Consider the following 24,921-nt stretch of genomic DNA (forward strand, 5'->3'; position numbering starts at 1 on the left):
CGCACTCGCGCGACGCCGTGCGCCGACCCTCGGCACACCCGACAGCGGTGCTCCCCGAGCACGACGTCGCACCCCGGGTGCTGGCCCCAGCGGCGCGGGGGGACCGACCGGGGCGCCGCGGGTCGTGGGCGAGCGGCGCCCCGCCGGCCGCCGGACACGGGCGAATGCCGCCCCCCACCGGCCCGCCCAGCGCGCACCCCTCACCCCCACCCCCACCCAGCGCGCACCCCCCACCCCGCACCCCACCCAGGTACTCCCACGCCCCCTCACCCCGCCCCGCGCAGGACTAGCGTCGGACCCATGGAATTCAGGTACCTGGGCAACTCCGGACTCAAGATCTCCGAGATCACCTACGGCAACTGGCTGACGCACGGCTCGCAGGTCGAGAACGACGTCGCCACCCAGTGCGTGCGGGCAGCGCTCGACGCCGGCATCACCACGTTCGACACCGCCGACACGTACGCCAACACCGCGGCCGAGACCGTCCTCGGCGAGGCGCTCAAGGCCGAGCGCCGCCAGTCGCTCGAGATCTTCACGAAGGTCTACTGGCCGACCGGGCCGAAGGGCCACAACGACGTCGGCCTCAGCCGGAAGCACATCATGGAGTCGATCGACGGGTCGCTCGAGCGGCTGCAGACCGACTACGTCGACCTCTACCAGGCGCACCGCTACGACCACGAGACGCCCCTCGAGGAGACGATGCAGGCCTTCGCCGACGTCGTCCGGCAGGGCAAGGCCCTGTACATCGGCGTGAGCGAGTGGAACGCCGAGCAGATCCGCGCGGGTGCCGCCCTCGCGAAGGAGCTCGGCTTCCAGCTCATCTCGAACCAGCCGCAGTACTCGATGCTGTGGCGCGTCATCGAGGGCGAGGTCGTCCCCGCCTCGAAGCAGCTCGGCCTCAGCCAGATCGTCTGGTCGCCGATCGCGCAGGGTGTCCTCACCGGCAAGTACAAGCCGGGCCAGCCGGCACCCGAGGGTTCGCGCGCCACGGACGAGAAGGGCGGCGCGGACATGATCAAGCGGTTCATGCGCGACGAGGTCCTCGAGGCCGTCCAGCGCCTGCAGCCCGTCGCCGACCAAGCGGGCCTGACGCTCGCACAGCTCGCGATCGCGTGGACGCTGCAGAACCCGAACGTGGCCTCCGCGATCGTCGGCGCCTCGCGTCCCGAGCAGGTCACGGACAACGTCGAGGCCGCGGGCGTGACGCTCGACGCCGACGCGCTCGCCGCGATCGACGACGCGCTGGGGGACATCCCCGAGCGCGACGCCAGCAAGACGGCGAGCCCGGAGCGGCGTCCCGCGTAGCACGCGACCCCCAGGCGGACGGGAGGCGCGGTGCCAGCTGGCACCGCGCCTCCCGTCCGTCGTCGGTCCGTCCGAACGCGAACCCAAGCCGACCGTCCGGACGGACGGTCCACTCCACCGCTGACCAGCCGAAACCCTGACGGGTCGTTCACAGGTGAACGGCACGTGTCGCGGGCCTGGCAGCCTCCTGGCAGACCCTGTACCCCGACCAAACCGTCTCCCCACGTGCCCCCGAAGAGGGGGCATGACCCGAACCGACACCCCCGTTCTGGTGCCCCCCGGCACAGGCTCGGTGCCGACCCCCGTCGCGTCGTCCGCCCACCCAGCGGCGACCGGCACCCTCACGGCACCCGCCGTGCGGCCGGCCCTCGTCCCGCGGCTCCTCGCCACGGCGAAGCAACTCGCCTCCTTCGGCACCATCGGTGCCGTCTGCTTCCTCATCGACCTCGGCGTCTACAACCTGCTGCGCGCGACCGTCCTGCCCGACGGTCCGATCGCCGCGAAGATCGTCTCCGCCGTCGTCGCGACGGCGATCGCCTGGCTCGCCAACCGGTCCATCACCTTCCGCTCCCAGCGGCAGACCGGCCGGCGCGAGACCCTCCGCGAGGGGCTCCTCTTCGCGGCCACGAACGTCATCGGCCTCGGCATCGCCGCGGCCTGCCTGTTCGTCTCGCACTACGTCCTCGGTTTCACCTCCACCCTCGCCGACAACGTCGCCGGCAACGGGGTGGGTCTCGTCCTCGGCACCGTCTTCCGGTTCGCCGCGTACAAGGCCCTCGTCTTCCGTTCCACAGACGCTCACGCGAAGGAGCACGCCGCATGACCATCTCCGCCACGCTGCTGACGGCCGCCGGGCCGCTGCTGCAGCCGAACGAGGGGACGGGCCCGTCCGGGAACGTCCCGAACCGGGGCACCACGGACGTCCCGACGGGAGGCTCGGGGCAGGCCCCGCACGTCGCCTGGTCGCTGGGCGAGTGGATCGGCTACTCCGCGCTCATCGCCATCTCCGTGCTGCTCACCGTGATCGCACTGACGACGCTGTGGTGGATGCTGCACGCCTGGCGCTCGCGCGACGCCCTCAAGTCGACGAGCTTCAGCCAGACGCCGCGTCCGGCCGCCCACCGCTTCACGCTCCTCGTGCCCGGTCGGCACGAGCAGGACGTGATGGGCGAGACGCTCGACATGCTCGCGCGCCAGGACCACCCGGACTACGAGATCATCGCGATCGTCGGTGAGGACGACCCGGAGACCGACGCCGTCGTGCGCGCGGCCGCGGCCCGCCACCCCGAGCTGATCAAGGTCGTGGTGGACGACACCGCGCCGAAGAACAAGCCGAAGGCGATGAACCTCGCGCTGCAGTACGCGACGGGCGACATCGTGGGCGTGTTCGACGCCGAGGACGAGGTCTACCCGAAGCTGCTGTCGCTCGTCGACTCCCGCTTCCAGGAGACCGACGCCGACGTCGTGCAGGGCGGCGTGCAGCTCATGAACTTCAAGTCGAGCTGGTGGTCGCTGCGCAACGTGCTCGAGTACTACTTCTGGTTCCGTTCGCGCCTGCACTTCCACGCCGGGTCGAAGTTCATCCCGCTGGGCGGCAACACCGTCTTCGTGACGAAGGAGCGGCTCGAGTGGTCGGACGGCTGGGACGCGCACTGCCTCGCCGAGGACTGCGAGCTCGGTGTCCGGCTCTCCGCCGACGGCGCGAAGGTCGTCGTGGCGTACAGCCCCGAGGCGGTCACCCGTGAGGAGACCCCGCCCACGTTCGCGTCCCTGCTCAAGCAGCGGACGCGCTGGAACCAGGGCTTCCTGCAGGTGCTCGGCAAGGGGGAGTGGAAGAAGCTGCCCTCGTTCCGCCAGCGCTTCTTCGCCCGCTACATGCTGACGATGCCGTTCATCCAGGCCGCGACCGGTCTGCTGATCCCGCTCAGCGTCCTGATGATCCTGTTCGTCAAGGTGCCGACCCCGGTCGCCCTCATCTCGTTCATCCCGGTGGCGCCGACGCTCATGCTCCTCGCCGTCGAGGTCGTCGGGCTCAACGAGTTCGGCCGCATCTACAAGGAGAAGGTCCGCATCCGCGACTACGTGAAGCTCGTCCTCGGCCTGGTGCCGTACCAGGTGTTCCTCGCCGCAGCGGCCGTCCGTGCCGTCGTCCGCCACGTCAAGGGGCAGAACGGCTGGGAGAAGACCGAGCACACCGGCCAGCACCGCACGGCCTCCGCGACGCCCGAGGTCGTGGGCTTCGCGAACGCCGTCACCACCGACACCGACACGCAGCAGCGTGAGCTCGCCGGTTCGTCCGCAGGAGGTGCCCGATGACCGCCAGCATCACCCACACCACCGGGATCCCGGTCCGTGGCGCGGAGTCGTTCTCCGGCGTCCGCGGCTGGTTCCGCGTCCACGCAGCGAGCCTCGGCTGGCTGCTCCCCGTGCTCGCCGTCACGGTGATGGTGCAGCTCTGGAACATGTCCGGTACGCCGCAGCGCATCGACGACGAGGGCACGTACACCGCTCAGGCGTGGGCGATCACGAACCTCGGCGAGATCACCCACTACACGTACTGGTACGACCACCCGCCGCTCGGGTGGATCCAGATCGCGGCCTACACCTCGGTGACGGGGGCGTTCGCCCGCTACCCGTTCGCCGTCGAGGCCGCACGCGAGGCGATGGTCTTCTTCGCCGCGGTGTCGAGCATCCTGCTGTTCGTGCTCGCCCGCCGACTGGGCGCGGGCCGTGCGACCGCCGCGGCCGCTGGTCTCGTGTTCGCCCTGTCGCCGCTGGCCCTGCAGTACCACCGCACGGTCTACATCGACAACGTCGCGACGCCGTGGCTCCTCGCCGCGTTCGTCCTCGTCCTCAGCCGGCGCCAGCAGCTGGCCGGGTTCGCCGGTGCGGCCGCGTGCCTCGGCATCGCGGTGCTCTCCAAGGAGACCTACCTGCTCGCGCTGCCGTTCCTCATCTGGATCGCGGTGCGCCGGGCCGACAAGAGCACCCGTCGGTACACGCTGAGCGTCGCCGGTGCCGTCCTCACGGTCATCGGCGGTGGCTACCTGCTGCTCGCCGCGGTCAAGGGCGAGCTCCTGCCGGGCGCGGGCCGGGTCAGCCTGCTCGAGGGCATCACGTACCAGCTCGGTTCCCGCACTGCGTCGGGGTCGATCTTCGACGGCGGGAGCCTCGCGAACCAGGCCGCCGCGCAGTGGTGGGCGCTCGACCCGGTGTTCATCGTCCTCGGGTCGGTCGCCGCGGTCGTCGGGCTCTTCCTGCGCCGTGTCCGCCCGATCGCCGCGATGCTCGTGTTCCTGCTCGCGATGATGTTCCGCCCGAACGGGTACCTCCCGGTGCCGTACGTGATCATGCTCCTGCCGTTCGCGGCGCTGCTCGTCGCGTACACCGCCGAGCGTGCGGTCCTCGCGCTCGTCGGCCGGACGCGCTCGAACGCCCGGACCCGCGTCCGCGGTGCCGCTCGACGCGGCCTCGGGGCCACGTGGGCCGTCGTCACCGCAGCGGCCGTCGTCGTCGCGGTGCCGCTCTGGGGCACGCAGCTGCGCGGGTTCCTCCTCGGGAACCTCGACCTGCCGATGCAGCAGGCGGAGACGTGGGTCGGCGACAACGTCCCGAAGTCCTCGCGGCTCCTCGTGGACGACGCCATGTGGGTCGACCTGGTCCGGGACGGGTACAACCGGAACAACGTGATCTGGTACTACAAGCTCGACACCGATGCCGCCGTCCAGCGCCAGTCGCCGAACGGGTGGAAGGACTCGGACTACGTCATCACGACGGACTCGATGCGCACCGGCGGGAACTCCTCGCGGGACGTGTCGCTGGCCATCCAGAACTCGACGAGCGTCGCGACCTTCGGCACCGGCGACCAGCAGGTCGACGTCCGCCGCATCCACGCCGAGGGGGAGGCCGCCGCGAACGAGGCGATCACCACCGCGACGAACGGGCGGAAGACGATCGGCACCGAGCTCGCCGCCAACCCGGCCCTCGACGCGGACGCCGGCACGAAGTCGCAGTTCGGCGCCGGCCAGGTCGACTCGCGGGCGGTGCTCGCCCTCGGGCAGGTGCTCGCCGACCAGTCCGTCGAGGTGTCCCGCTTCACGCCGCTCACCGGCGAGACCGGTCAGCCCTTCCGTCGCCTGGTGCTCCAGGCCGGCGACCGGGCGGAAGCCGAGCGGGCGGCGGCCACGTTCCAGGCCATGAGCGGCGGACTCCGCCCGGCCGACGTCGAGCGGGACGGGGAGCGCGTCGTCGTGACGTACGCGCCGACCGACCCCACGACGACACCGACGAGCGCGTCCTGACCCGACCCGCCCGCCGCGAGCGGGCGGAACCGGAAGGCGCGGGGCGCGACCCCGCACCGGTTCCGCCCGCTCACCGGGCCGACCCGGGTCCGTCCCCGGCGCCACCGTCGCGAGCGGGCGGAACGGGAGGCACGGGGCGCGACCCCGCACCGGTTCCGCCCGCTCGACGGGTGGGTCCGACCGGCAGCCCCAGTACGACCAGGACCGACGCCGGCAGCGCCGGCAGCCCCACCACGACCAGCCCCACCACGACCAGCACCACCACGACCAGCACCAGCCAGCAGCACCCGACCCGAAGGAGCACCACGATGAACGCACGCACCTCCGCACGCAGCACGACGGGCACCGCCGCCCGCCGCACCGTCCGCCGCCCGGTCGTCGTCGGGGGGATCGCCGCAGCGCTCGTCGCCGCGACCGTCGGTCTCGCCACCCCGCAGACCGCCACGGCAGCCACCGCGGGTGACGAGGGCTGGCTCCGCGTCGGCCACCTCTCCCCGGACACGAAGGGCGTCGACGTCGAGCTGACCAGCCTGTCCGGCGGCAAGAAGGTCTTCGAGCTCGACGACGTCACGTACGGCCAGGTCAGCCCGTACCAGGAGCTCCCGGTCGGCACCTACGTCCTGTCGATGCGCGCCGCCGACGCCCCCGACTCCACCCCGGTCATCTCGACCGACGTGACGGTCCAGCAGGGCGACGCGAACACGGTCGTCGCCTACGGCAAGAACGACGACCTCAAGACCACGGCGTTCACCGACGACCTGCAGCAGCCCGGCGACGGCAAGGCCAAGCTCCGCCTCGTGCAGGCGGCGACCACCGCGAAGGAGGTCGACGTGAGCACCTCCGAGGGCACCGCCATCGCCGAGGACGCCGCCTTCGGCACCGCGACGAAGTACGCCACCGTCGACGCCGGCAAGTGGCAGCTCGACGTCTCGGGCAGCGGCCAGCGCGGCACGGCCGACGTCGACCTCGCGGGCAACACCGTCTCGACGCTGTTCGTCCTCGACGACAGCAAGGGCGACCTGACGGTCGTGCCCGTCACCGACGCGGCCGCCACCGCGGCCACCCCGGCCGGTGGCGTCCAGACCGGCGGTGGCGGCGCAGCCGCCGACCGCCCCTTCACCGAGTTCACGCACGCGGTCGTCAAGGCGTTCCGCTCGCTGTTCCACTGACGGGCGGGCCGCTGCCGGTCACGTGACCAGCAGCGGCCGTCCGGGAGGCGCGGATCACCGCCGCCGATCCGCGCACGTGCTCCGCGCCTCCCGTCCGACCTCCCCGACCACCCAGGAAGGTGCAGCCGGTATGACCCGCAGGACCTGGATCCCCATCACCGCCGCGGCGGCGCTCGTCGTCGCGGTCGGTGTCGCACTCGTCGCCGTGCGTCCGTGGAACGACGCCGCCCCGCAGGCCGGCGGGACGTCGAGCGCCACCTCGTCGCCCGCGCCCGACGTCGACCGCAGCGCGGCGCAGCTCCGCACGGACTTCCTCGACGACTACGTGCAGGGCGGCCGCGTCGTCCGCACGGACCAGGGCGGTGACACCGTCAGCGAGGGGCAGGCGTACGGCCTGCTCATCGCCTACGCGAACGACGACCGCGAGACCTTCGACCGGATCTGGTCGTGGACGCAGCGGCACCTCCTCACGGACGACGGGCTGCTCGCGTGGCGCTGGACGCCGGACGACGGCGTCGCCGACGAGCAGTCCGCGAGCGACGCCGACCTCGACGCCGCGCGTGCCCTCGTGCTCGCGGGGGAGCACTGGGGGGACGAGCGCCTGACCACGGCCGGCACGACGATGGCGGCCGCGATCCTCGACCACGAGACCGCGCAGACCGACCTCGGCACGATCCTGCTGCCCGGCCCCTGGGCCGACACCGAGCCGTACCGGTACAACGCCTCGTACGCGTCGCCGGCGGCCTTCCGCATCCTCGAGCGCGCGACCGGGGACCGTCGCTGGACGGCCCTCGAGGAGGGCTCCACCGCCGCGACCGCAGCGGTCCTCAAGGGCAGCGACCTGCCGAGCGACTGGTCGCAGGTGCACGCCGACGGCACCGTGGACGCGATGCCCGCGACCGGCGACCAGGGGAGCGTCGTCTACGGCTGGGAGGCCATGCGGCTGCCGCTGCGGTACGCCGAGGCGTGCTCGGCGGACGACCGTGCCCTCGCCGGGTCGATCGCCCCGACGCTCCGGCGGACCACGCAGCTCGCGGCACAGCTCGACCTCGGCGGCACCGCCGTCACCGGTGACACGAGCGGCCTGGCCTACGCGGCCCGGGCGGCGGCGGAGCACGCGGCCGGGTCGACGTCCGCGGCGACGGCGGACCTCCGACGGATGGACCGCACCGCGGCGACCACGCCGACGTACTACGGCGACGCCTGGGCGGCGCTCGGCGCGACGATGCTGACCTCGGACGTCCTCGGCGGATGCGCGACGGACGCGGGAGGCGCCTCGTGAGCGGGCGTCGTGCGGCGACCCCGTCGCCGCGCGGCACGCGCCGACCCGGAACCCGCCGGCTCGGACGCCGCGGCGTGGTGCTGGCCGGGGTCGTCGCCGCGGTGCTCGTCGGCGGCGGGATCGCCGGCGTGGCCGTCGCGACCACCGGCACCGGCCCCGCGGAGGGCCCGGTCGCCCGCAGCAGCGCCTCGGCGTCCACCGACCCGGGCGCGGCCGCGAACGGGTCCGGGACGGACGACACCTCCGGCTTCCAGGACCCGGCCGCACCGGCAGCGCGGTCGACCGCGACCCCGGTGCGCGTCGAGATCCCGGCGATCGGGGTGTCGTCCGGACTGGAGGACCTCGGTCGCGGTGCCGCCGGCGAACTCGACCCGCCGAAGGACTGGGACAGCGCGGGCTGGTTCGCCGACGGCATCGTGCCCGGGCAGGTCGGTCCCGCCGTCATCGCCGGGCACGTCGACAGCCCGACGAGCGCCGCGGTGTTCTTCCGTCTCGACGAGCTCGTCGCCGGCGACCAGATCCACGTCGGCATGTCCGACGGCACCACCCGCACCTTCACCGTCGAGCGTTCCGAGCGCGCCGCCAAGTCGGCGTTCCCCACGAGCGACGTCTACGGCAGCGCCCCCACCCCGCAACTCCGCCTCATCACGTGCGACGGCACGTTCGACACCGCGACCGGGCACTACACGGACAACCTGATCGTGTTCGCAGACCTCACGGCCGGCTGAGCACCGGTTCGCTGACACACTTGACCCGACCCGCAAGGAGCACCATGAGCACGTCCCTGGTCATCATCCCGACCTACGACGAGGCGGAGAACGTCCGCCCGATCGTCGCCCGCACCCTGGCCGCCACCGACGACAGCGTGCACGTGCTCGTCGTCGACGACAACTCGCCGGACGGCACCGGTGACATCGCGGACGAGATCGCGGCCAGCACCGACCGCGTCCACGTCCTGCACCGCACCGTCAAGGACGGGCTCGGCGGGGCGTACCTCTCCGGCTTCGCGTGGGGCCTCGAGCACGGGTACGACAAGCTCGTCGAGATGGACGCCGACGGCTCGCACCACCCCGAGTACCTGCCGTGGATGCTCGAGCTCGCCGACTCGAACGACCTCGTGCTCGGCTCGCGGTGGATCCCGGGCGGCGAGGTCGAGAACTGGCCGTGGTTCCGCGAGCTGCTCTCCCGCGGTGGCAACCTCTACACCCGCCTGGCGCTCGGCATCGCGGTGCGCGACGCGACCGGTGGGTTCCGCGTCTTCACGTCGCGGGCCTTCGAGCGCATCGACCTCGCCGGTGTCGCGTCGAAGGGCTACTGCTTCCAGGTCGACCTGTGCTGGCGCGCCCTCGAGGCGGGACTGCGCGTCGTCGAGACCCCGATCACGTTCACCGAGCGCGAGTTCGGCGTCTCGAAGATGAGCGGCAACATCGTGCGCGAGAGCCTGACGCTCGTGACGAAGTGGGGGATCGACCGTCGACTGCGCGAGCTCCGGTCGGTCGTGAAGGACCACCGCCGGCTGCCCTCGGTGCGGACGAACGCGCACGCGGTCGCCGACCGGACCGCCTGACGCCGGACCCGTCAGGACGCCGAGACCCCCGTGGACGTGTCCACGGGGGTCTCTCGCTGTCGCTGTCGCTGTGGCGTCCGGCGTCAGCGCACGACGACCACGCCGCGGGACGCGAACCGCACCACGCCGGCCTCGACCGTCGCCTCGCCGAAGCGGTAGAGCTCCTCGCCCGTCGAGTCCGGGACCGGCACCTCGGCGGCGTCGTCGGCGAGGTTCACCACGACGTGCACGGGCGCCCCGTCCGGTCCGAGCAGACCACGGGTGAGCACGAGCCAGCGCTCGTCCTCGTCGAAGCGCACGGCGTTCGCCTCGTAGCGGTGGTCGACGAACGCCTGCTCGGTCCGGCGGAGGGCGACGAGGACCCGGTAGGCCCGGAGGACCGTCGCACCCCGCTCCGAGGTCACGTCCGCCCAGTCGAGCTTCGAGTTCGTGAACGTGGTCGGGTCCTGCGGGTCCGGCACGGCGGACTCGTCCCACCCGTGCTCGGCGAACTCGGCGATGCGGCCCTTCGCGGTGGCCTCGCCGAGCGCCTTCTCCGGGTGCGAGGTGAAGAACTGCCAGGGGGTCGACGCCGCGAACTCCTCGCCCATGAAGAGCATCGGCGTGAAGGGGCCGAGCAGCGTCAGGGCGGCCGCGATGACGAGCGACTCGTCGTCGAGCGTGGCGGCGAGCCGGTCGCCGGCTGCGCGGTTGCCGATCTGGTCGTGGTTCTGGTTCGCGACCACGAGCGCCGTCACCGGTGAGGTGCCGCGGTCGATCGGCCGTCCGTGCCGCTTCCCGCGGAACGACGACCAGGTGCCGTCGTGGAAGAACCCGTGCTCGAGGACCTTCGCGAGGGCCGACAGCGGGGCGAAGTCGGCGTAGTAGCCGTTCGTCTCGCCGGTCAGCGCCACGTGCACGGCGTGGTGGAAGTCGTCGGACCACTGGCCGGTCAGGCCGTAGCCCGCGGCCTCCTGCGGACGGAACATCACCGGGTCGTTGAGGTCCGACTCCGCGATCAGGGACAGCGGACGGCCGACGAACTCCGAGTAGGCCTCGGTCTCCGACGCCATGTCCTGCAGCACGTGCGGCCGGGTGGTGTCGCGGATGGCGTGCACGGCGTCGAGTCGCAGACCGTCGACGTGGTGGTCGCGGAACCACATCCGGACGTTGTCGAGGACGTACCGGCGGACCTCGGGCAGCTCGACGTTGACCGAGTCGCCCCAGGTGTTGCCGAGCCCCTGCAGCAGGTACGGCCCGTAGAGGGGCAGGTAGTTGCCGGCGGGCCCGAGGTGGTTGTACACGACGTCCTGGATGACGCCGAGGCCGAGCGCGTGCGCGGTGTCGACGAAGCGGTCGTAGGCGTCCGGGCCGCCGTACGGGTGGTGCACGGCGAACCAGCCCACCCCGTCGTAGCCCCAGTTCCACTCGCCGTTGACGGCGTTGACCGGGAGCAGCTCGACGAACTCCACCCCGAGCTCGACCAGGTGGTCGAGCTTCGCGGCGGCCGCGTCGAGCGTGCCCTCGGGCGTGTAGGTGCCGATGTGCATCTCGTAGATCACGCCACCACGGACGGGCCGACCGGTCCAGGCGTCGTCGGTCCAGGCGAAGCGCTCGGGGTCGACCACCTCGGACGGGCCGTGCACGCCGTCGGGCTGGTACCGGCTGCGGGGGTCCGGTCGGACGTCCTCGTCGTCGTCGATGCGGAAGCCGTAGCGGGCGCCCACCACCGGGGCGACCTCGTCGGTCGACCACCAGTCGTCGTCGCCGTGGGTCATGGCGTACTCGGTGCCGTCGACGACCAGGCGCACGCGCTCCGGGTTCGGCGCCCAGACGGCGTAGCGGGCGGGAACGGTCATGCGTGACCCTCCAGGATCTCGATCTCGGCCTGCTGGTCGGAGACGGTGGCACCGTCGGGACCGGCGCCGGAGGCGGTGGTGGTGCCTGCGCCGGTGGACGCGGGGGCTGATGCGGCGACGGCGTCGCCCGGGGTCGTGCTGTCCGCGACCTCGGCCGGCACGAGCAGCGCCACCGGGAGGTCGGCGAGCAGGTCGGCGAGGGCGATGCCGCGCGACGCGGGGAAGCGGCGGCCGGTGAGCAGGTCGACGCGGTCGAGCGGGACGGGGTGGACGAGGGTGTCGGCCCACCCGCCCACGCGCTCCAGGCCGACGGGCAGCCGGGTCGCGACCGTGACGGCACCGCCGCGGTCGAACGCGAGGACGTGGTCGGCGGCGACACCCGTGGCCTCGAGGCCGAGGTAGCGGGTGAAGAGCTCCGGGTGGTCGCGACGCAACCGCAGGGCACGGCTGACGACGAGGAGCTTCGCGGCGCCGTCCGGCCCGACCGCCGGCAGCCGCTCGGGGCCGTCGTCCTCGGGTCCGTCGAGCGTGGCGAGCACGTGCCGGAGCTCGGCGTGGTCGACCGGACGACGGTTGTCGGGGTCGACGAGCGAGCGGTCCCACCCCTCGGTGCCCTGGTAGACGTCGGGGACGCCGGGCATGGTGAGCTGCACGAGCTTCTGCGTCAGGCCGTTCGACCAGCCCGCCGCGTCGACCGTGCGGTCGAGCTCGTCGAGGACGGCGACGACCTCGGGGTCGTCGAACGCGGCGTCGACGAGCGCGTGCATCTGCTCCTCGAAGGCCTCGTCCGGCTCCGTCCAGGTCGTGCTGTCGCCCGCCTCGCGCGACGCCTTCTCAGCGTAGGCGTGGAGCCGCTCACGGCTGGCGGGACGGGCGCCGACGATGGCCTGCCAGAGCAGGTCGGCGAACACGGCGTCGTCGAGCGGGGCGAGGGACTGCAGGCGCGCGAGGGCCGCGGTCCACTCGGACCCGAGCTCCGCGAGCACGCTGATGCGGGCGCGGGTGTCCTCGCTGCGCTTGGTGTCGTGCGTGGTCAGCGTGGTCATGGTGTGCGGCCAGCTGCCCTGACGGTCGCGCTGCGCCTGGTGGAAGTCCTCGACCGACACCGCGAACAGGCTCGGGTCGGCGCCGACCTCGCTCAGGGTGGTCAGGCGCGAGGTCCGGTAGTAGGCGGTGTCCTCGACGCCCTTGGCCATCACCATGCCGGAGGTCTGCTGCAGTCGGATCGCCGCGGCGTGGCCGGGGTCGACCAGGGCCGGCGCGATGCGGTCGATCACGTCGTCGAGGTCCGGACGCGACTCGGCGGCTCGCTCGAGCGCGTCGATGAGGTGGTGGACGCCCTCGGGCAGGTACGTGCGGTAGACCTCGAAGGACGCCACGACCTCGGCGACCGCGTCGACGATCCGGTCCTGCGGCAGGTCGGGGACCTCGGGGGCGAGCAGGCGCGCCAGGCGGGCGACCTCGCTGCCGAGGATGCCGTCGGCGATGCCGCGTCGGGTGTCGTGCGTCAGCTGCTGCCAGTCGGCGGGCTCCGCACCCGACGCCGCGGTCAGGGCCTCCTCACCCGCCGGGTCGACGAGCACCCGGTCGACCAGGGCCAGCGCGTCGTAGCCGGTGGTGCCGTCGACGGGCCACGACGACGGCAGCTGCTCGCCGGGCTCGAGGATCTTCTCGACCAGGGTGTAGGCACCGCCGGTCAGCTCGTGCAGGTCCTGCAGGTACCCGGCGGGGTCGTACAGGCCGTCCGGGTGGTCGATGCGGAGGCCGTCGACGAGTCCGTCGCGGAACCAGGCGCCGATCGCGGCGTGCGACGCGGCGAAGACCTCGGGCTCCTCGACGCGGATCGCCGCGAGCGTGTTCACCGCGAAGAACCGGCGGTAGTTCAGCTCGTGGTCGGCGCGCTTCCAGTGCACGAACTCGTAGTGCTGCCGGGCGTGCACCGTCTCGACGTCGTCGCCGTCCTGCACGGTGCCGGGTGCGGTCGGGTAGGCGGTCTCGCCCACGAACAGCTTGCCGTCGCGCAGTTCCACCGCGTCGAGCAGCCGGTCGTCGAGGACCGGGACGCGGATGCGGCCGTCGCCGGCCTCCCAGTCGACGTCGAAGGCCCACGCCACGGCGGAGCCCTGCCCGGACTCGAGCAGCGACCACCACCAGGGGTTCGCCTCGGGCGTCGCGACGCCGACGTGGTTCGGGACGACGTCGACGAGCACCCCGAGCCCGGCGGCGTGTGCGGCCTCGGCCAGGGCGCGGAACGCGTCGTCCCCGCCCCGTTCGGTGTCGACGTGGGTGTGGTCGACGACGTCGTAGCCGTGCTGCGAGCCGGGCTCGGCCTGCAGCACGGGCGACAGGTAGACCCAGTCCGCGCCGAGGTCGCGGATGTGGTCGACCACGCCCTGCGCCGTCGTGAGGTCGAAGTCCGCGGTGACCTGCAGACGGTAGGTGGACGTGGGGACGCGGCGTGCGGTCACCTGGTGGCTCCTGTGGTGTCGGGTTCGTCGTGCTGGTCGAGCTGGTCGTGCTGGTCTGGCTCGTCCGGGGACGCGGTGGTGGCACCGGGTGCACCGGCGACGGTCTGGTCCGTGGCCGACGCGGCGGGTGCCCCGGCCGGGTTCGTGGGCGTGGACTGCGGCGCTCCGGCCGACTCGTCGAGCGGCACGCTCCGGACCTCGTGGTCGGGCTCCGCTCGGAGCACGATCATCGAGCGCGCGGGGACGTCGAGCGGGGTCCCCGCGTCGAGGACCGTCTCGCGGGCACCCGGGTCGGCCGTGTCGATGCGCACGGTCCAGCCGGGGGAGTACTCCTCCGGGGGAAGGGTGAACGTCACGACGTCGTCGTGCGCGTTGTAGTAGGTCAGGAAGGCCACGTCGGTCACCCGCTCGCCCCATCGGTCCCGCCCGCGGATGCCGTCGCCGTTCAGGTACATGCCGACGCTCTTGCCGAAGCCGGAGTCCCAGTCCTCGGGGTCCATCGCGTCGCCCGAGGGGGTCAGCCACACCACGTCGGGCAGCGGCTCGCCCTCGCCGCGGCGGACCGGACGGCCGTTGAAGTAGCGGGTGCGCCGGAAGGTCGGGTGGTCGTGACGCAGCTTCACGACGTCGGCCGTGAACTGCACGAGGTCGTCGTCGGCGTGCTCCCAGTCGATCCAGCTGATGGCGGAGTCCTGCGCGTAGACGTTGTTGTTGCCGTGCTGGGTCCGCCCGAGCTCGTCGCCGTGGGCGATCATCGGCACGCCCTGGCTGAGCAGCAGGGTCGCGAGGAAGTTCCGCCGACGCTGCAGGCGGAGCGCCGCCACCTCGGGGTCGTCCGTCGGCCCCTCGACGCCGGAGTTCCACGAGCGGTTGTGGCTCTCGCCGTCGTTGCCGTCCTCGCCGTTGGCCTCGTTGTGCTTCTCGTTGTAGGCGACGAGGTCGTACAGCGTGAAGCCGTCGTGCGCGGTGATGAAGTTGATGCTCGCCTTGGGCGTGCGGCCGTCGTGCTCGTAGAGGTCGGCCGAGCCGGAGATGCGCGACGCGAACTCGCCGAGCGTCGACGGCTCGCCGCGCCAGAAGTCGCGGACGGTGTCGCGGTACTTGCCGTTCCACTCGGACCACTGGGGCGGGAAGTTGCCGACCTGGTAGCCGCCGGGGCCGACGTCCCACGGCTCCGCGATGAGCTTGACCTGCGACACGATCGGGTCCTGCTGCACCAGTTCGAAGAACGCGGCGAGCCGGTCGACCTCGTAGAACTCACGGGCCAGGGCAGCCGCGAGGTCGAAGCGGAAGCCGTCGACGTGCATCTCGGTCACCCAGTACCGGAGCGAGTCCATGATGAGCTGCAGCGAGTGCGGGTGCCCGACGTTGAGCGAGTTGCCCGTGCCGGTGGTGTCGTTGTAGTACCGCTTGTCGTCCTCGACCAGGCGGTAGTACGCGGCGTTGTCGATGCCCCGGAACGACAGGGTCGGCCCGAGGTGGTTCCCCTCGGCGGTGTGGTTGTAGACCACGTCGAGGACGACCTCGATGCCCGCACGGTGCAGCTCGCGGACCATCGCCTTGAACTCCTGCACCTGCTGTCCCCGGTCGCCGGAGGACGAGTAGTGCGAGTGCGGGGCGAAGAACCCGATGGTGTTGTAGCCCCAGTAGTTCGACAGCCCCTTCTCCTGCAGCGTGGAGTCGTTGACGAACTGGTGCACGGGCATGAGCTCGAGCGTCGTGACCCCCAGGCGCTTGAGGTGCTCGATGACCGACGGGTGCGCGACGCCGGCGTACGTGCCGCGCTGCTCCTCTGGGACGTCGGGGTGCGTCTCGGTCAGGCCCTTCACGTGGGCCTCGTAGATCACCGTCTCGCCGTAGGGGATGCCGGGTGACCGGTCGCCCTGCCAGTCGAAGAACGGGTTGATCACCACGCCCTTCATCATGTGCGGGGCCGAGTCCTGGTCGTCGGTCGAGTCCGGGTCGCCGAACGTGTACGAGAACAGGGCCTGGTCCCAGTCGATCTCACCGCTCGTCGCCTTGGCGTACGGGTCGAGGAGCAGCTTGTGCGGGTTGCCGCGCAGGCCGTTCTCCGGGTCGTACGGGGCGTGCACGCGGAAGCCGTACTCCTGCCCGGGCGCCACGTTCGGCAGGTAGGCGTGCCAGACGTGTGCGTCCACCTCGACCAGGTCGACGCACTCCTCGTTCCCCGCGTCGTCGAAGAGGCAGAGTTCCACGCGGTCCGCGACCTCGCTGAACAGGGCGAAGTTCGTGCCGCTGCCGTCGTAGGTCGCCCCGAGGGGGTACGGATTGCCGGGCCAGGTGTGCAAACGTTCCTCCAGGTGTGGGTTCCGCAAACGTATCGGCGACGCGCCTCCGCGTCCGCAGACAAGGCCCAGCAGTGGACACCGCACGGCGCGCCCCCGCCTGTGGAGGGACCGCCGAGTAGCCTCGCGCGCATGGCAGACATCGTGCAGCAGATCGCAGACAAGGTGCGCCCCGTGGGCGTCTCCACGAACTACGGGGAGCCGGTCGAGGTCGGCGACCAGACCCTCATCCCGGTCTCCCTCGGCTGGTACGGCTTCGGCGCCGGCGGCGACGGCGAGAACGGGGGCGGTGGCGGCGGTGGCGCGTCCATCCCCGTAGGTGCCTACGTGCGCCGCCCGGGCCAGGACCTGCAGTTCGAGCCGAACCTCATCTCGCTCCTCGCCGTCAGCATCCCCACCATCTGGGTGACCGGCAAGGCCCTCGCGAAGGTGGTCCGCGCACTGAAGAAGTAGCGCACCGACGGACGGGAGGCGCGGTGCCGGCTGGCACCGCGCCTCCCGTCCGTCACCTGGGTACGTCACGCGGTCGTGGCCGCGTCTAGACTGCTGGGACACACACGGGAGTCCGGGACCGCCGGGCTGAGAGGGAGCGAGTGGCGCTCCGACCGTCGAACCTGATCCGGGTCATGCCGGCGCAGGGAGGAGTCAGCAATGATGTCTGCGACCACGCAGTCCGCAGTCCCGTCCACCACCCCTCGGCGCTCGCTGCGCTGGCGGGTCGTGGACATCGTCGTCGCGAGCGTGCTCGCCGTAGCGATCGGCGTCGTCTTCAAGCTCTGGGAGTTCGGCTACGAGCCCCTGAGCACCGTCGCGGGTCTCGTCCTGCCCGGCACCCAGTCGCTGTTCGGCGGCGTCTGGCTGCTCGCCGGACCGGTCGTCGCGATCGTGGTCCGGAAGCCGGGCGCCGCGCTCTACGCCGAGATGGTCGCCGCCTCGGTCGAGGCACTGCTCGGCACCCAGTGGGGCTGGCTGACGCTCGAGGCCGGCTTCGTGCAGGGGCTCGGCGCCGAGCTCGTCCTCGCACTGTTCCTCTACCGGTCGTACAAGCTGCCCGTGGTCGTGCTCGCCGGTGCCGCCGCCGGGCTCGCGCTCGGCATCAACGACACGGTGCTCTGGTACCCGGGCCTCGACGCGGCGTTCAAGGCGGTCTACGTCGTGTGCGCGGTGATCTCGGGTGCCGTGATCGCCGGTGTCGGGTCGTGGCTGCTCGTCCGGGCGCTCGCCGCGACGGGCGTGCTGTCCTCGTTCGCGGCCGGTCGCGAGCACGCCGCCGGTGAGCGGACCAGGCGCGGACCCCGTTCCGCCGCGTGACCGTGTCGTCGTCGGCCGCGTCCTCGTCGTCGGCTGCGGCACGCGTCGCCTTCGCCGACTGGGGCTGGCGGTACGCCGGGCGTGACGCCTGGGCGGTCCGTGGGCTCGACCTCGTCGTCGAGCCGGGGGAGCGGGTCGCCGTCGTCGGCCCGTCCGGTGCGGGCAAGTCGACGGTGCTCCGGGCCGTGGCGGCCGTCCTCGCCGACGAGCCGGACCCCGACGACGACACCGCCGCTGCCGTGCAGGGCTCGGTCCTGGTCGACGGCGCCGACCCCCGCGCGGTCCGCGGGCGTGTCGGCCTCGTCATGCAGGACCCCGAGGCCCACACGGTCATGTCGCGGATCGGCGACGACGTGGCCTTCGGGTGCGAGAACACCGGGGTGCCGCGCGAGGAGACCTGGGACCGCGTCCGGCACGCGCTCCGGGTGGTCGGCCTCGACCTGCCGCTCGACCGCTCCACCGGCCGGCTCTCCGGCGGCCAGCGGCAGCGCCTGGCGCTCGCGGGGGTGCTCGCGATGCGGCCGGGCGTGCTCGTGCTCGACGAGCCCTGCGCGAACCTCGACCCGGACGGGGTGCGACAGGTGCACGACGCCGTCCGCGCGCTGCTCGACGACACCGGGGCGACCCTGCTCGTCGTGGAGCACCGGATCGGCACCTGGCTCGACCTGGTCGACCGGCTCGTGCTGCTCGCAGCCGGCGGCGGGGTCGTCGCCGACGGCCTGCCGGCGGCGGTGCTCGCGGAGCACGGCGACGCGCTGACGGCGGCGGGCGTGTGGGTGCCCGGTGCGGAGCCGTCGCGGGGGTCCTCCCGAACCGGCGCGCGCACGTCCCGCCCGCTCGTGGACGACCCGTCGGCGGATCGAGCGGGTGGAACCGTTCCCGACCCGTCGGCCCCTGCGCGCACGTTCCGCCCACTCGCGGGCGAGCGGGGCGGGCTCGGCGGCGACCCGGTGCTCCTCGAGGCGCGCGGGCTCGCGACCGCCCGCGGGGGCGTGCTCGGACGAGCGGGTGGTCCCCCGGTGGGCAGCGGCATCGACCTCGACGTCCGTGCGGGTCGGGTGCTCGCCGTGACCGGGCCGAACGGCGTCGGCAAGTCGACGCTCGGCCTGACCCTCGCCGGGCTCCTCCGACCCGCCGGCGGTGTCCTCCGCGCGACGCCCCACCTGACGGGGGACGCCGGCGACCGGCCCGTGCGCTGGACGAGCCGACAGCTCGCGCGGCGGATCGGTACGGTGTTCCAGGACCCCGCGCACCAGTTCGTGGCGCGATCCGTCCGCGAGGAGCTCGCCGTCGGCCCGCGCACCCTCGACCTCGACGACGTGGACGCCCGCGTGGAGGAGCTGCTCGACGCCTTCGCGCTCCGGCACCTCGCCGACGTCAACCCCTTCACCCTGTCCGGCGGGGAGCAGCGACGGCTCGCGATCGGTACGGTCGTCGCCGCGCGTCCGCCGGTCGTCGTGCTCGACGAGCCGACGTCGGGACAGGACCGGGCGACCTGGCAGGCGGTGGTCGACCGGCTCGGAGCGCTGGCGGACGCCGGGACCGCGGTGGTCGTGGTCACGCACGACCGCGACCTGGTCCGGGCGCTCGACGCCGACGAGGTCGTGCTCGCAGCGGACGGCGTCCGTGCCGTGCCGCTCGGCTCACCGGACGCGCCGCCGGACACGGTGCCGGACGTGCGGTCGGCGCCGGCCACGGGGGTGGCACGGTGACCGCCCCGGGGACCGCGGCCGGCGCGTCCGGACGAGCCGCGCCTCCCGTCCGCACGGAACGTGGCGTCCGCGGGGTGCAACCGGTCGCCTCGATGCTCGGCGTGCTCGCGCTCGGCCTGTGCCTCGTGCTGAGCCTCGACGTGGTGTCGGCCGCCGTCGCGCTCGTGCTCGAACTGCTGCTCCTGCCGCTGCTGCGCATCCCGGTCCGGACCCTGCTGCTGCGGACGTCCCCGGTGCTCGTCGCCGTGCCGCTGACCGCGCTGAGCATCGCGCTGTACGGACGGCCGTCGGGTCGGGAGTGGTTCGACCTCGGGTTCGCGCACGTGACCGACGGGTCGCTGGTGCTCGCCCTCGCGACCGCCCTGCGCGTGCTCGCGGTCGGGCTGCCGGCCGTCGCCCTGTTCGTCCGGGTCGACCCGACGGACCTGGCGGACGGGCTCGCGCAGCTGCTGCGGCTGCCGGCGCGCTTCGTGCTCGGTGCGCTCGCCGCGGTCCGGATGACGACGCTCCTCGGCGAGGACTGGCGCCAGCTGGCGATGGCGCGACGGGCGCGGGGGACCGCGGACCAGGGCCGGCTGCGGCGGGGCGCCTCGATGGCGTTCGCCCTGCTCGTGCTCGCGCTGCGGCGGGCGACGACGCTCGCGGTGGCGATGGAGTCACGGGGGTTCGGCGCGCCCGGACGCCGCACGTGGGCCCGGCAGGCGCGGTTCGCCGGGCCGGAGTGGACGATGGTCGCCGTGCTCGTCGGCATCGGCGTCGTGTCCGTCGGGGTCGCGGTCGCCGCGGGGACCTGGCGTGCCTGACGTCGACCGGGCGCTGGTCCAGGGGCTGGCCGCCGCCGCGTCGGGTGCGGCGACCGCGTCCGGGCGCCGGCTCGTCGTGCTCGTCGACGGACGGTCGGGCACGGGCAAGACCACGCTCGGAACGGCGGTGGCCGCGGAGCTCGGCGCGGCCGTCGTGCACCTCGACGACCTCTACCCGGGGTGGGACGGCCTCCGTGCGGCTGCCGACGCGGTGGTCACCGACGTGCTCGGTCCCCGGTCCGGGTACCGGCGCTGGGACTGGGTGGCCTCGGAGCCTGCCGAGTGGGTGTCGGTCGACCCGGACGTCCCGCTCGTGGTCGAGGGCTGCGGGGCGCTCTCGCGGGCCTCGGCCCCGCTGGCGTCGCTGCGCGTGTGGCTCGAGGCGGACGACGTGGTCCGGCGGGACCGGGCGATCGGCCGCGACGGCGAGGTGTTCGCGCGGGAGTGGGAGCGGTGGGCGGCGCACGAGCGGGCGTTCATCGCCGCCGAGGATCCGGCCGCGCTCGCGGACGTGGTGGTCCGGACGTAGCTGCGGCGCGGCGGCGCGCGAGCCTCGGCTGGGCGGACATCCCTCGTGGTCACGAGCCCGAGGAACGTCCGTCAGCGCGAGCCTCGGGCAACGCTCAACCGCTGCGCCCCCCGCTCGGCCCGCCGCGCGGCCGCCACCGGGTCCACCGCGGCGACGGCGGCCACGATCGAGAGCACCGCGTACACCCCGACGTAGGCGCAGAGGATCCACGGCGAGCCCCCGCCCACCTCGACGAACACGGCCGCGAGCAACGGCGTCAGCCCGACCGAGAAGATCGACCCGATCTGGTACCCGAGGCTCATCCCCGAGTAGCGACGACCGGTCGGGAACTGCTCGGCGAACCACGCGGCCTGCGGACCGTAGATGCTGTCGTGGAAGACGCACATCCCGACCAGCGCGACGAGCGGCAGCAGCACGAGGGGCCCGGCGTCGAGGAACGCGAAGAACGGCCAGACGAGCACACCGATCCCGACCGCCGACGAGATCGCCAGCACCCGCCGCCCGACCCGGTCGGACAGCCAGCCCCAGAACGGCGTCGACACGAGCGACACCGCCGAGACGACGAGCACGGCCTGCAGCCCCGCCGCCGACCCCTCCTCGCCGCGCTTCGCGAGCAGGTACGTGAGCGAGTAGGTCGTGAGGATCGAGTAGAGCGCCGGTTGCACCAGCCGCAGCCCCGCGGTGACGAGGATCGCCCGCGGGTGCCGTCGGATCGCCTGCCACACCGGGAACCGCTCGACCTGCCCCGATGCGCGCAGCTCCTGGAACACCGGCGCGTCCTGCACCCCGAGCCGGATGACGAGGCCGACCGCCACGATCACGGCCGAGAACAGGAACGGCAGCCGCCAGCCCCAGGCCAGGAACGCCTCGTTGCCGAGCAGCGTCCGCACGAGTGTGAAGACCCCGGTCGCCAGGAGCATCCCGCCCGCCGAGCCCATCTGCGTGAACGCCCCGAACAGCCCGCGGTGGCGCTCCGGAGCGTGCTCGACCGACAGCAGCGCCGACCCGCCCCACTCCGCGCCGGCCGCGATGCCCTGCAGCAGTCGCAGCACCACGAGCGCGACGACCGCGCCGACGCCGATCGTCGCCGCGGACGGGATCACCCCGATGAGCGTCGACGCGATGCCCATCAGCACCAGCGACGCGACGAGCAGCTTCTTGCGGCCGATCCGGTCGCCGAGGTGCCCCGCGACGATGCCACCGAGCGGCCGCGCGACGAAGCCGACACCGTACGTCGCGAACGACGCGATCACCCCGACCGCGGGCGTGACGGACGGGAAGAACGTCGGCGCGAACACGAGCGCGGAGGCCGTCGCGTAGAGGTAGAAGTCGTAGTACTCGACGGTCGTCCCGACGAACGACGCGAGGGCGACGCGACGCCGGGTCGCGTTGGTGGACGGTGCGGTGGGACGGACGGGAGGCGCGGCTGCGGTCGTCTGGGTCGGCATGCCTCAGGAGCATGGTCGCCGCCCGGCCGCGTCGGAAGACCGCCCGTAACGCGAGGTCACGTCACTGTCTCCGACCGGCTGCTCCCGGACACCATGGGACGCATGAGCGATGCACCGACCCGTCCGCTGCGCTTCGCGGCCTTCGTCATGAACACGACGTCGCACATCCAGCACGGCCTGTGGCGACACCCGGACGCCCGTCAGGCCGACTTCGACGACGTGACGCTGTGGACCGACCTCGCGAGGACGCTCGAGCGCGGGAAGTTCGACGCGATGTTCTTCGCGGACGTCGTCGGCACGTACGGCCCTGCGCGCGGCGACTACGCGACGAACCTCCGCGAGGGGCTGCAGATCCCCTCGAACGACCCGTCGGTGCTGCTCTCCGCGCTCGCCGTGTCCACGGAGCACCTCGGGCTCGCGTTCACGTCGAGCGTCATCCAGGCGCACCCGTTCGACTTCGCCCGCAAGGTCTCGACGCTCGACCACATCACCCGCGGCCGCATCGGCTGGAACGTCGTCACGAGCGCCCTCGACAGCGCGGCCCGGAACTTCGGCGCCGACCGGCTCGAGGAGCACGACGAGCGCTACGCCTGGGCCGAGGAGTACCTCGAGGTCTGCGCCAAGCTGTGGGAGGGCTCGTGGGAGGACGGCGCCGTGCTCAAGGACCCGGTGCGCGGGTACGCCGACCCGGAGAAGGTGCACCGCATCGACCACCACGGGAAGCGCTACGACGTGCAGGGGCCGCACCTGTCCGCGCCCTCGCCCCAGCGGACACCCGTGCTGTTCCAGGCGGGGTCGTCGCCGGCCGGGCGGGCCTTCGCCGCGCGGAACGCCGAGGCGCAGTTCATCCTCACCTCGAACCGCGATGCCACCGAACAGCTGATCCGCGAGACCCGCGACCTCGCCGTCGCGGCCGGAAGACGCCGCGACGACCTCGCGTTCTTCCTCGGCCTGACCTTCGTCACCGGCTCCACCGAGGCCGAGGCGAAGGCGAAGGAGGCGGAGATCGACGAGTACCTCGCGGCCGACGGCTTCCTCGTGCACTCGAACCTCGGCTTCGACCCGGACACCGGCGAACCGCTCGACCCGGCGACGCCCCTGTCCGAGGTCCGCACGCAGGCCGGGCAGTCGCACCTGCAGTGGCTCCGCGAGGCCGCCGGCGACCGTGAGCCGACCATCGCCGACCTTGCCCGGCTGTCCGCGAAGCTCCGCGCCCGGGTGGTCGGGACGCCCGAGCAGATCGCCGACGAGCTCGCTGCGTGGCAACGGGTCGGGGTCGACGGGGTGAACGTCATCAACTGGACGCTGCCCGGGTCGTACGAGGAGTTCGTCGACGACATCGCGCCGACCCTGCAGGAGCGGGGGCTCATGCAGTCCGAGTACCGGGAGGGCACCCTCCGCGAGAAGCTCTTCGGGCACCCGCAGCTGACCGACTCGCACCCGGCCCGGCGCTGGCGGGGCGCGTTCTCCGGCGGTGCGAACGGCACCGGCGCGGACGAGGCGCGCGACGCCGTGGGGGTGACCGCATGACGGACGCGACGACGACCGCCGGTGGCGGGCCGCGCCTCTCCCCACCGACACGGCCGGATCGCCGCTGGCGCGTCGATCCGGTACCGGCGGCGGGGGCCCAGTCCGATCGCCTGACGTCCCTGCGGGAGCGGTTCGCGCCGATCGTCGAGCGGATCCGGGCGGGTGCCGTCGACCGCGAACTCGCGTCGGGCACACCGGGCGAGCGCGAGCTGCCGCACACCGAGGTGCGGGCGCTGGCTGAGGCGGGCTTCGGGCGGTTGCGCGTCCCCGAGGACCGCGGTGGGTTCGGTGTGACGCTCGTCGAGCTGGTGCACCTCGTGGCGGACCTCGCCGCGGCGGACTCGAACATCGCGCACCTGTGGCGGGGGCACTTCGGGTACACCGAGCTCGTGCTCCTGCGACCGGATTCGCCCGCCCGTGACGAGTGGCTGCAGCGGATCGTCGACGGGGCGATCGTGGGGAACGCGACCTCGGAGCGGACCGGCACGACGCTCGCGGACATCTCGACGACCGTCGCCCCCGACGACTCGGGCACGTGGCGGCTCCACGGGCGGAAGTTCTACTCGACGGGCACCCTCTACGCCGACTGGATCTACCTGGCGGCGGACCGCGACGGCGAGCGCGTGACCTTCGCGGTGCCCACGGACACGCCGGGCGTGACCGGCATCGACGACTGGGACGGGTTCGGGCAGCGGCTCACCGCCTCGGGGACGACGGTCTTCGACGGCGTCGCGGTCGACCCGACGGTGGTCTCGGCGTACCGGGACGCCCCGCTGTCGCACATCCAGGCCTTCTACCAGCTGTACCTGCTGGCGGTCCTCGCCGGGATCGGGCAGGCGGTCGTCGACGACGCCGTGGCGTTCGTCCGGCCGCGCACCCGCACGTACATCCACGCGAACGCGGCGACCCCGGGTGACGACCCGCAGGTGCTGGCGGTCCTCGGACGGCTGTCGGCGGGAGCCTTCACGGCGCGGTCGCTCGTCGCGGCGGCGGCGGGGCTGCTCGACGAGGTGGTGGCGACGAACGAGCCCGGGGTCGGCGTCGACCACGCGCTGCTCGACGCTGCCGAGAACGCCGTGTACCAGGCGCAGGTCGAGATCGGGCCGCGCGTGCTGCGGTCGGCGTCGGAGTTGTTCGAGGTCGGTGGGGCCTCGGCGGCGGACCGGACACGGGCGCTCGACCGGCACTGGCGGAACGCCCGGGTGGTGGCGTCGCACAACCCGGCCGTCTACAAGGAGCGGCTCGTGGGGGAGTACGTGCTGCACGGGCGGGGGCCGGTGGACGCGTGGGAGCGGTACCACGAGGTGGGGCCGACGCGGTTCTGAGCGCTCGTCGCGGCGCCGAGCCCTGTC

19 protein-coding genes and 1 riboswitch are annotated in these 24,921 nt (G+C 73.0%); of the genes, 15 read left to right on the forward strand and 4 right to left on the reverse strand.

What is annotated here, in order from left to right; genetic code table 11:
• Positions 1-300: 300 nt before the first annotated feature.
• The 8 genes from H7A69_RS02955 to H7A69_RS02990 all read left to right on the forward strand — a co-directional run bounded on the left by H7A69_RS02955 (position 301) and on the right by H7A69_RS02990 (position 9,624).
• The gene (locus H7A69_RS02955; RefSeq protein WP_182045689.1) at positions 301-1,305 is read left to right on the forward strand and encodes an aldo/keto reductase family protein; all 1,005 of its coding nucleotides are present in this window, start codon (positions 301-303) and stop codon (positions 1,303-1,305) included.
• A 271-nt stretch (positions 1,306-1,576) separates the two neighbouring features.
• Complete coding sequence (locus H7A69_RS02960; RefSeq protein WP_223246530.1) at positions 1,577-2,128, forward strand: GtrA family protein; 552 nt, start codon at positions 1,577-1,579, stop codon at positions 2,126-2,128.
• Positions 2,125-3,621, forward strand: a complete 1,497-nt coding sequence (locus H7A69_RS02965; protein WP_182045690.1) for a glycosyltransferase — start codon at positions 2,125-2,127, stop codon at positions 3,619-3,621. Before H7A69_RS02960 ends, H7A69_RS02965 begins: the two co-directional genes overlap by 4 nt.
• The gene (locus tag H7A69_RS02970) at positions 3,618-5,606 is read left to right on the forward strand and encodes an ArnT family glycosyltransferase (RefSeq protein ID WP_182045691.1); all 1,989 of its coding nucleotides are present in this window, start codon (positions 3,618-3,620) and stop codon (positions 5,604-5,606) included. Before H7A69_RS02965 ends, H7A69_RS02970 begins: the two co-directional genes overlap by 4 nt.
• Positions 5,607-5,914: 308 nt before the next feature.
• Entirely contained in the window at positions 5,915-6,775 is an 861-nt protein-coding gene (locus H7A69_RS02975; protein ID WP_069711579.1) for a DUF4397 domain-containing protein, read from the forward strand.
• 130 nt (positions 6,776-6,905) lie between these two features.
• A complete protein-coding gene (locus tag H7A69_RS02980) occupies positions 6,906-8,057 on the forward strand; it encodes a glycosyl hydrolase family 8 (protein WP_182045692.1) in 1,152 nt (383 codons plus the stop codon).
• Entirely contained in the window at positions 8,054-8,785 is a 732-nt protein-coding gene (locus H7A69_RS02985) for a class F sortase (protein WP_182045693.1), read from the forward strand. Before H7A69_RS02980 ends, H7A69_RS02985 begins: the two co-directional genes overlap by 4 nt.
• Before the next feature lie 44 nt (positions 8,786-8,829).
• Entirely contained in the window at positions 8,830-9,624 is a 795-nt protein-coding gene (locus H7A69_RS02990) for a polyprenol monophosphomannose synthase (RefSeq protein ID WP_182045694.1), read from the forward strand.
• Positions 9,625-9,707: 83 nt separating this feature from the next.
• On the opposite strand, the gene treZ is transcribed toward H7A69_RS02990, so the two are convergent.
• The 3 genes from treZ to glgX are packed head-to-tail and all read right to left on the reverse strand — an operon-like array spanning position 9,708 to position 16,239.
• The gene (gene treZ, locus H7A69_RS02995; protein WP_182045695.1) at positions 9,708-11,462 is read right to left on the reverse strand and encodes a malto-oligosyltrehalose trehalohydrolase; all 1,755 of its coding nucleotides are present in this window, start codon (positions 11,460-11,462) and stop codon (positions 9,708-9,710) included.
• Positions 11,459-13,930, reverse strand: a complete 2,472-nt coding sequence (gene treY / locus H7A69_RS03000) for a malto-oligosyltrehalose synthase (protein WP_182045696.1) — start codon at positions 13,928-13,930, stop codon at positions 11,459-11,461. Before treY ends, treZ begins: the two co-directional genes overlap by 4 nt.
• Positions 13,927-16,239, reverse strand: coding sequence for a glycogen debranching protein GlgX (glgX, locus tag H7A69_RS03005; RefSeq protein ID WP_182045697.1), 2,313 nt, complete (start codon positions 16,237-16,239; stop codon positions 13,927-13,929). Before glgX ends, treY begins: the two co-directional genes overlap by 4 nt.
• A gap of 129 nt (positions 16,240-16,368) precedes the next feature.
• On the opposite strand from glgX, the gene H7A69_RS03010 reads away from it, so the two are divergent.
• From H7A69_RS03010 to H7A69_RS03030, 5 genes are all read left to right on the forward strand, one after another.
• Positions 16,369-16,689 carry a hypothetical protein gene (locus H7A69_RS03010; RefSeq protein ID WP_182045698.1) on the forward strand — a complete coding sequence of 107 codons (321 nt, stop codon included), beginning with the start codon at positions 16,369-16,371 and terminating at the stop codon, positions 16,687-16,689.
• A gap of 94 nt (positions 16,690-16,783) precedes the next feature.
• Positions 16,784-16,895, forward strand: a riboswitch (TPP riboswitch).
• Positions 16,891-17,547 (forward strand): ECF transporter S component, encoded by a 657-nt coding sequence (locus tag H7A69_RS03015; RefSeq protein WP_182045817.1) that lies wholly within the window; start codon positions 16,891-16,893, stop codon positions 17,545-17,547. It overlaps the preceding riboswitch by 5 nt.
• Positions 17,544-19,259, forward strand: coding sequence for an ABC transporter ATP-binding protein (locus tag H7A69_RS03020; RefSeq protein WP_259346055.1), 1,716 nt, complete (start codon positions 17,544-17,546; stop codon positions 19,257-19,259). The genes H7A69_RS03015 and H7A69_RS03020 overlap by 4 nt, the downstream gene beginning before the upstream one ends.
• A gap of 74 nt (positions 19,260-19,333) precedes the next feature.
• Positions 19,334-20,062, forward strand: coding sequence for an energy-coupling factor transporter transmembrane component T family protein (locus tag H7A69_RS03025; RefSeq protein WP_259346056.1), 729 nt, complete (start codon positions 19,334-19,336; stop codon positions 20,060-20,062).
• Positions 20,055-20,591, forward strand: a complete 537-nt coding sequence (locus H7A69_RS03030) for an ATP-binding protein (protein WP_259346057.1) — start codon at positions 20,055-20,057, stop codon at positions 20,589-20,591. The genes H7A69_RS03025 and H7A69_RS03030 overlap by 8 nt, the downstream gene beginning before the upstream one ends.
• A 71-nt stretch (positions 20,592-20,662) precedes the next feature.
• Here H7A69_RS03030 and H7A69_RS03035 read toward each other — a convergent pair whose 3' ends face one another.
• The gene (locus H7A69_RS03035; protein WP_182045699.1) at positions 20,663-22,039 is read right to left on the reverse strand and encodes an MFS transporter; all 1,377 of its coding nucleotides are present in this window, start codon (positions 22,037-22,039) and stop codon (positions 20,663-20,665) included.
• Between the two features lie 102 nt (positions 22,040-22,141).
• Here H7A69_RS03035 and H7A69_RS03040 point away from each other — a divergent pair, with 102 nt between their 5' ends.
• Positions 22,142-23,569, forward strand: a complete 1,428-nt coding sequence (locus H7A69_RS03040) for an LLM class flavin-dependent oxidoreductase (RefSeq protein WP_182045700.1) — start codon at positions 22,142-22,144, stop codon at positions 23,567-23,569.
• Positions 23,566-24,894 (forward strand): acyl-CoA dehydrogenase family protein, encoded by a 1,329-nt coding sequence (locus tag H7A69_RS03045; protein WP_182045701.1) that lies wholly within the window; start codon positions 23,566-23,568, stop codon positions 24,892-24,894. The genes H7A69_RS03040 and H7A69_RS03045 overlap by 4 nt, the downstream gene beginning before the upstream one ends.
• The last annotated feature ends 27 nt before the right edge of the window (positions 24,895-24,921 follow it).

The organism is Curtobacterium sp. ME26 (assembly GCF_903970945.1).
Taxonomy (GTDB): Bacteria; Actinomycetota; Actinomycetes; order Actinomycetales; family Microbacteriaceae; genus Curtobacterium; species Curtobacterium citri.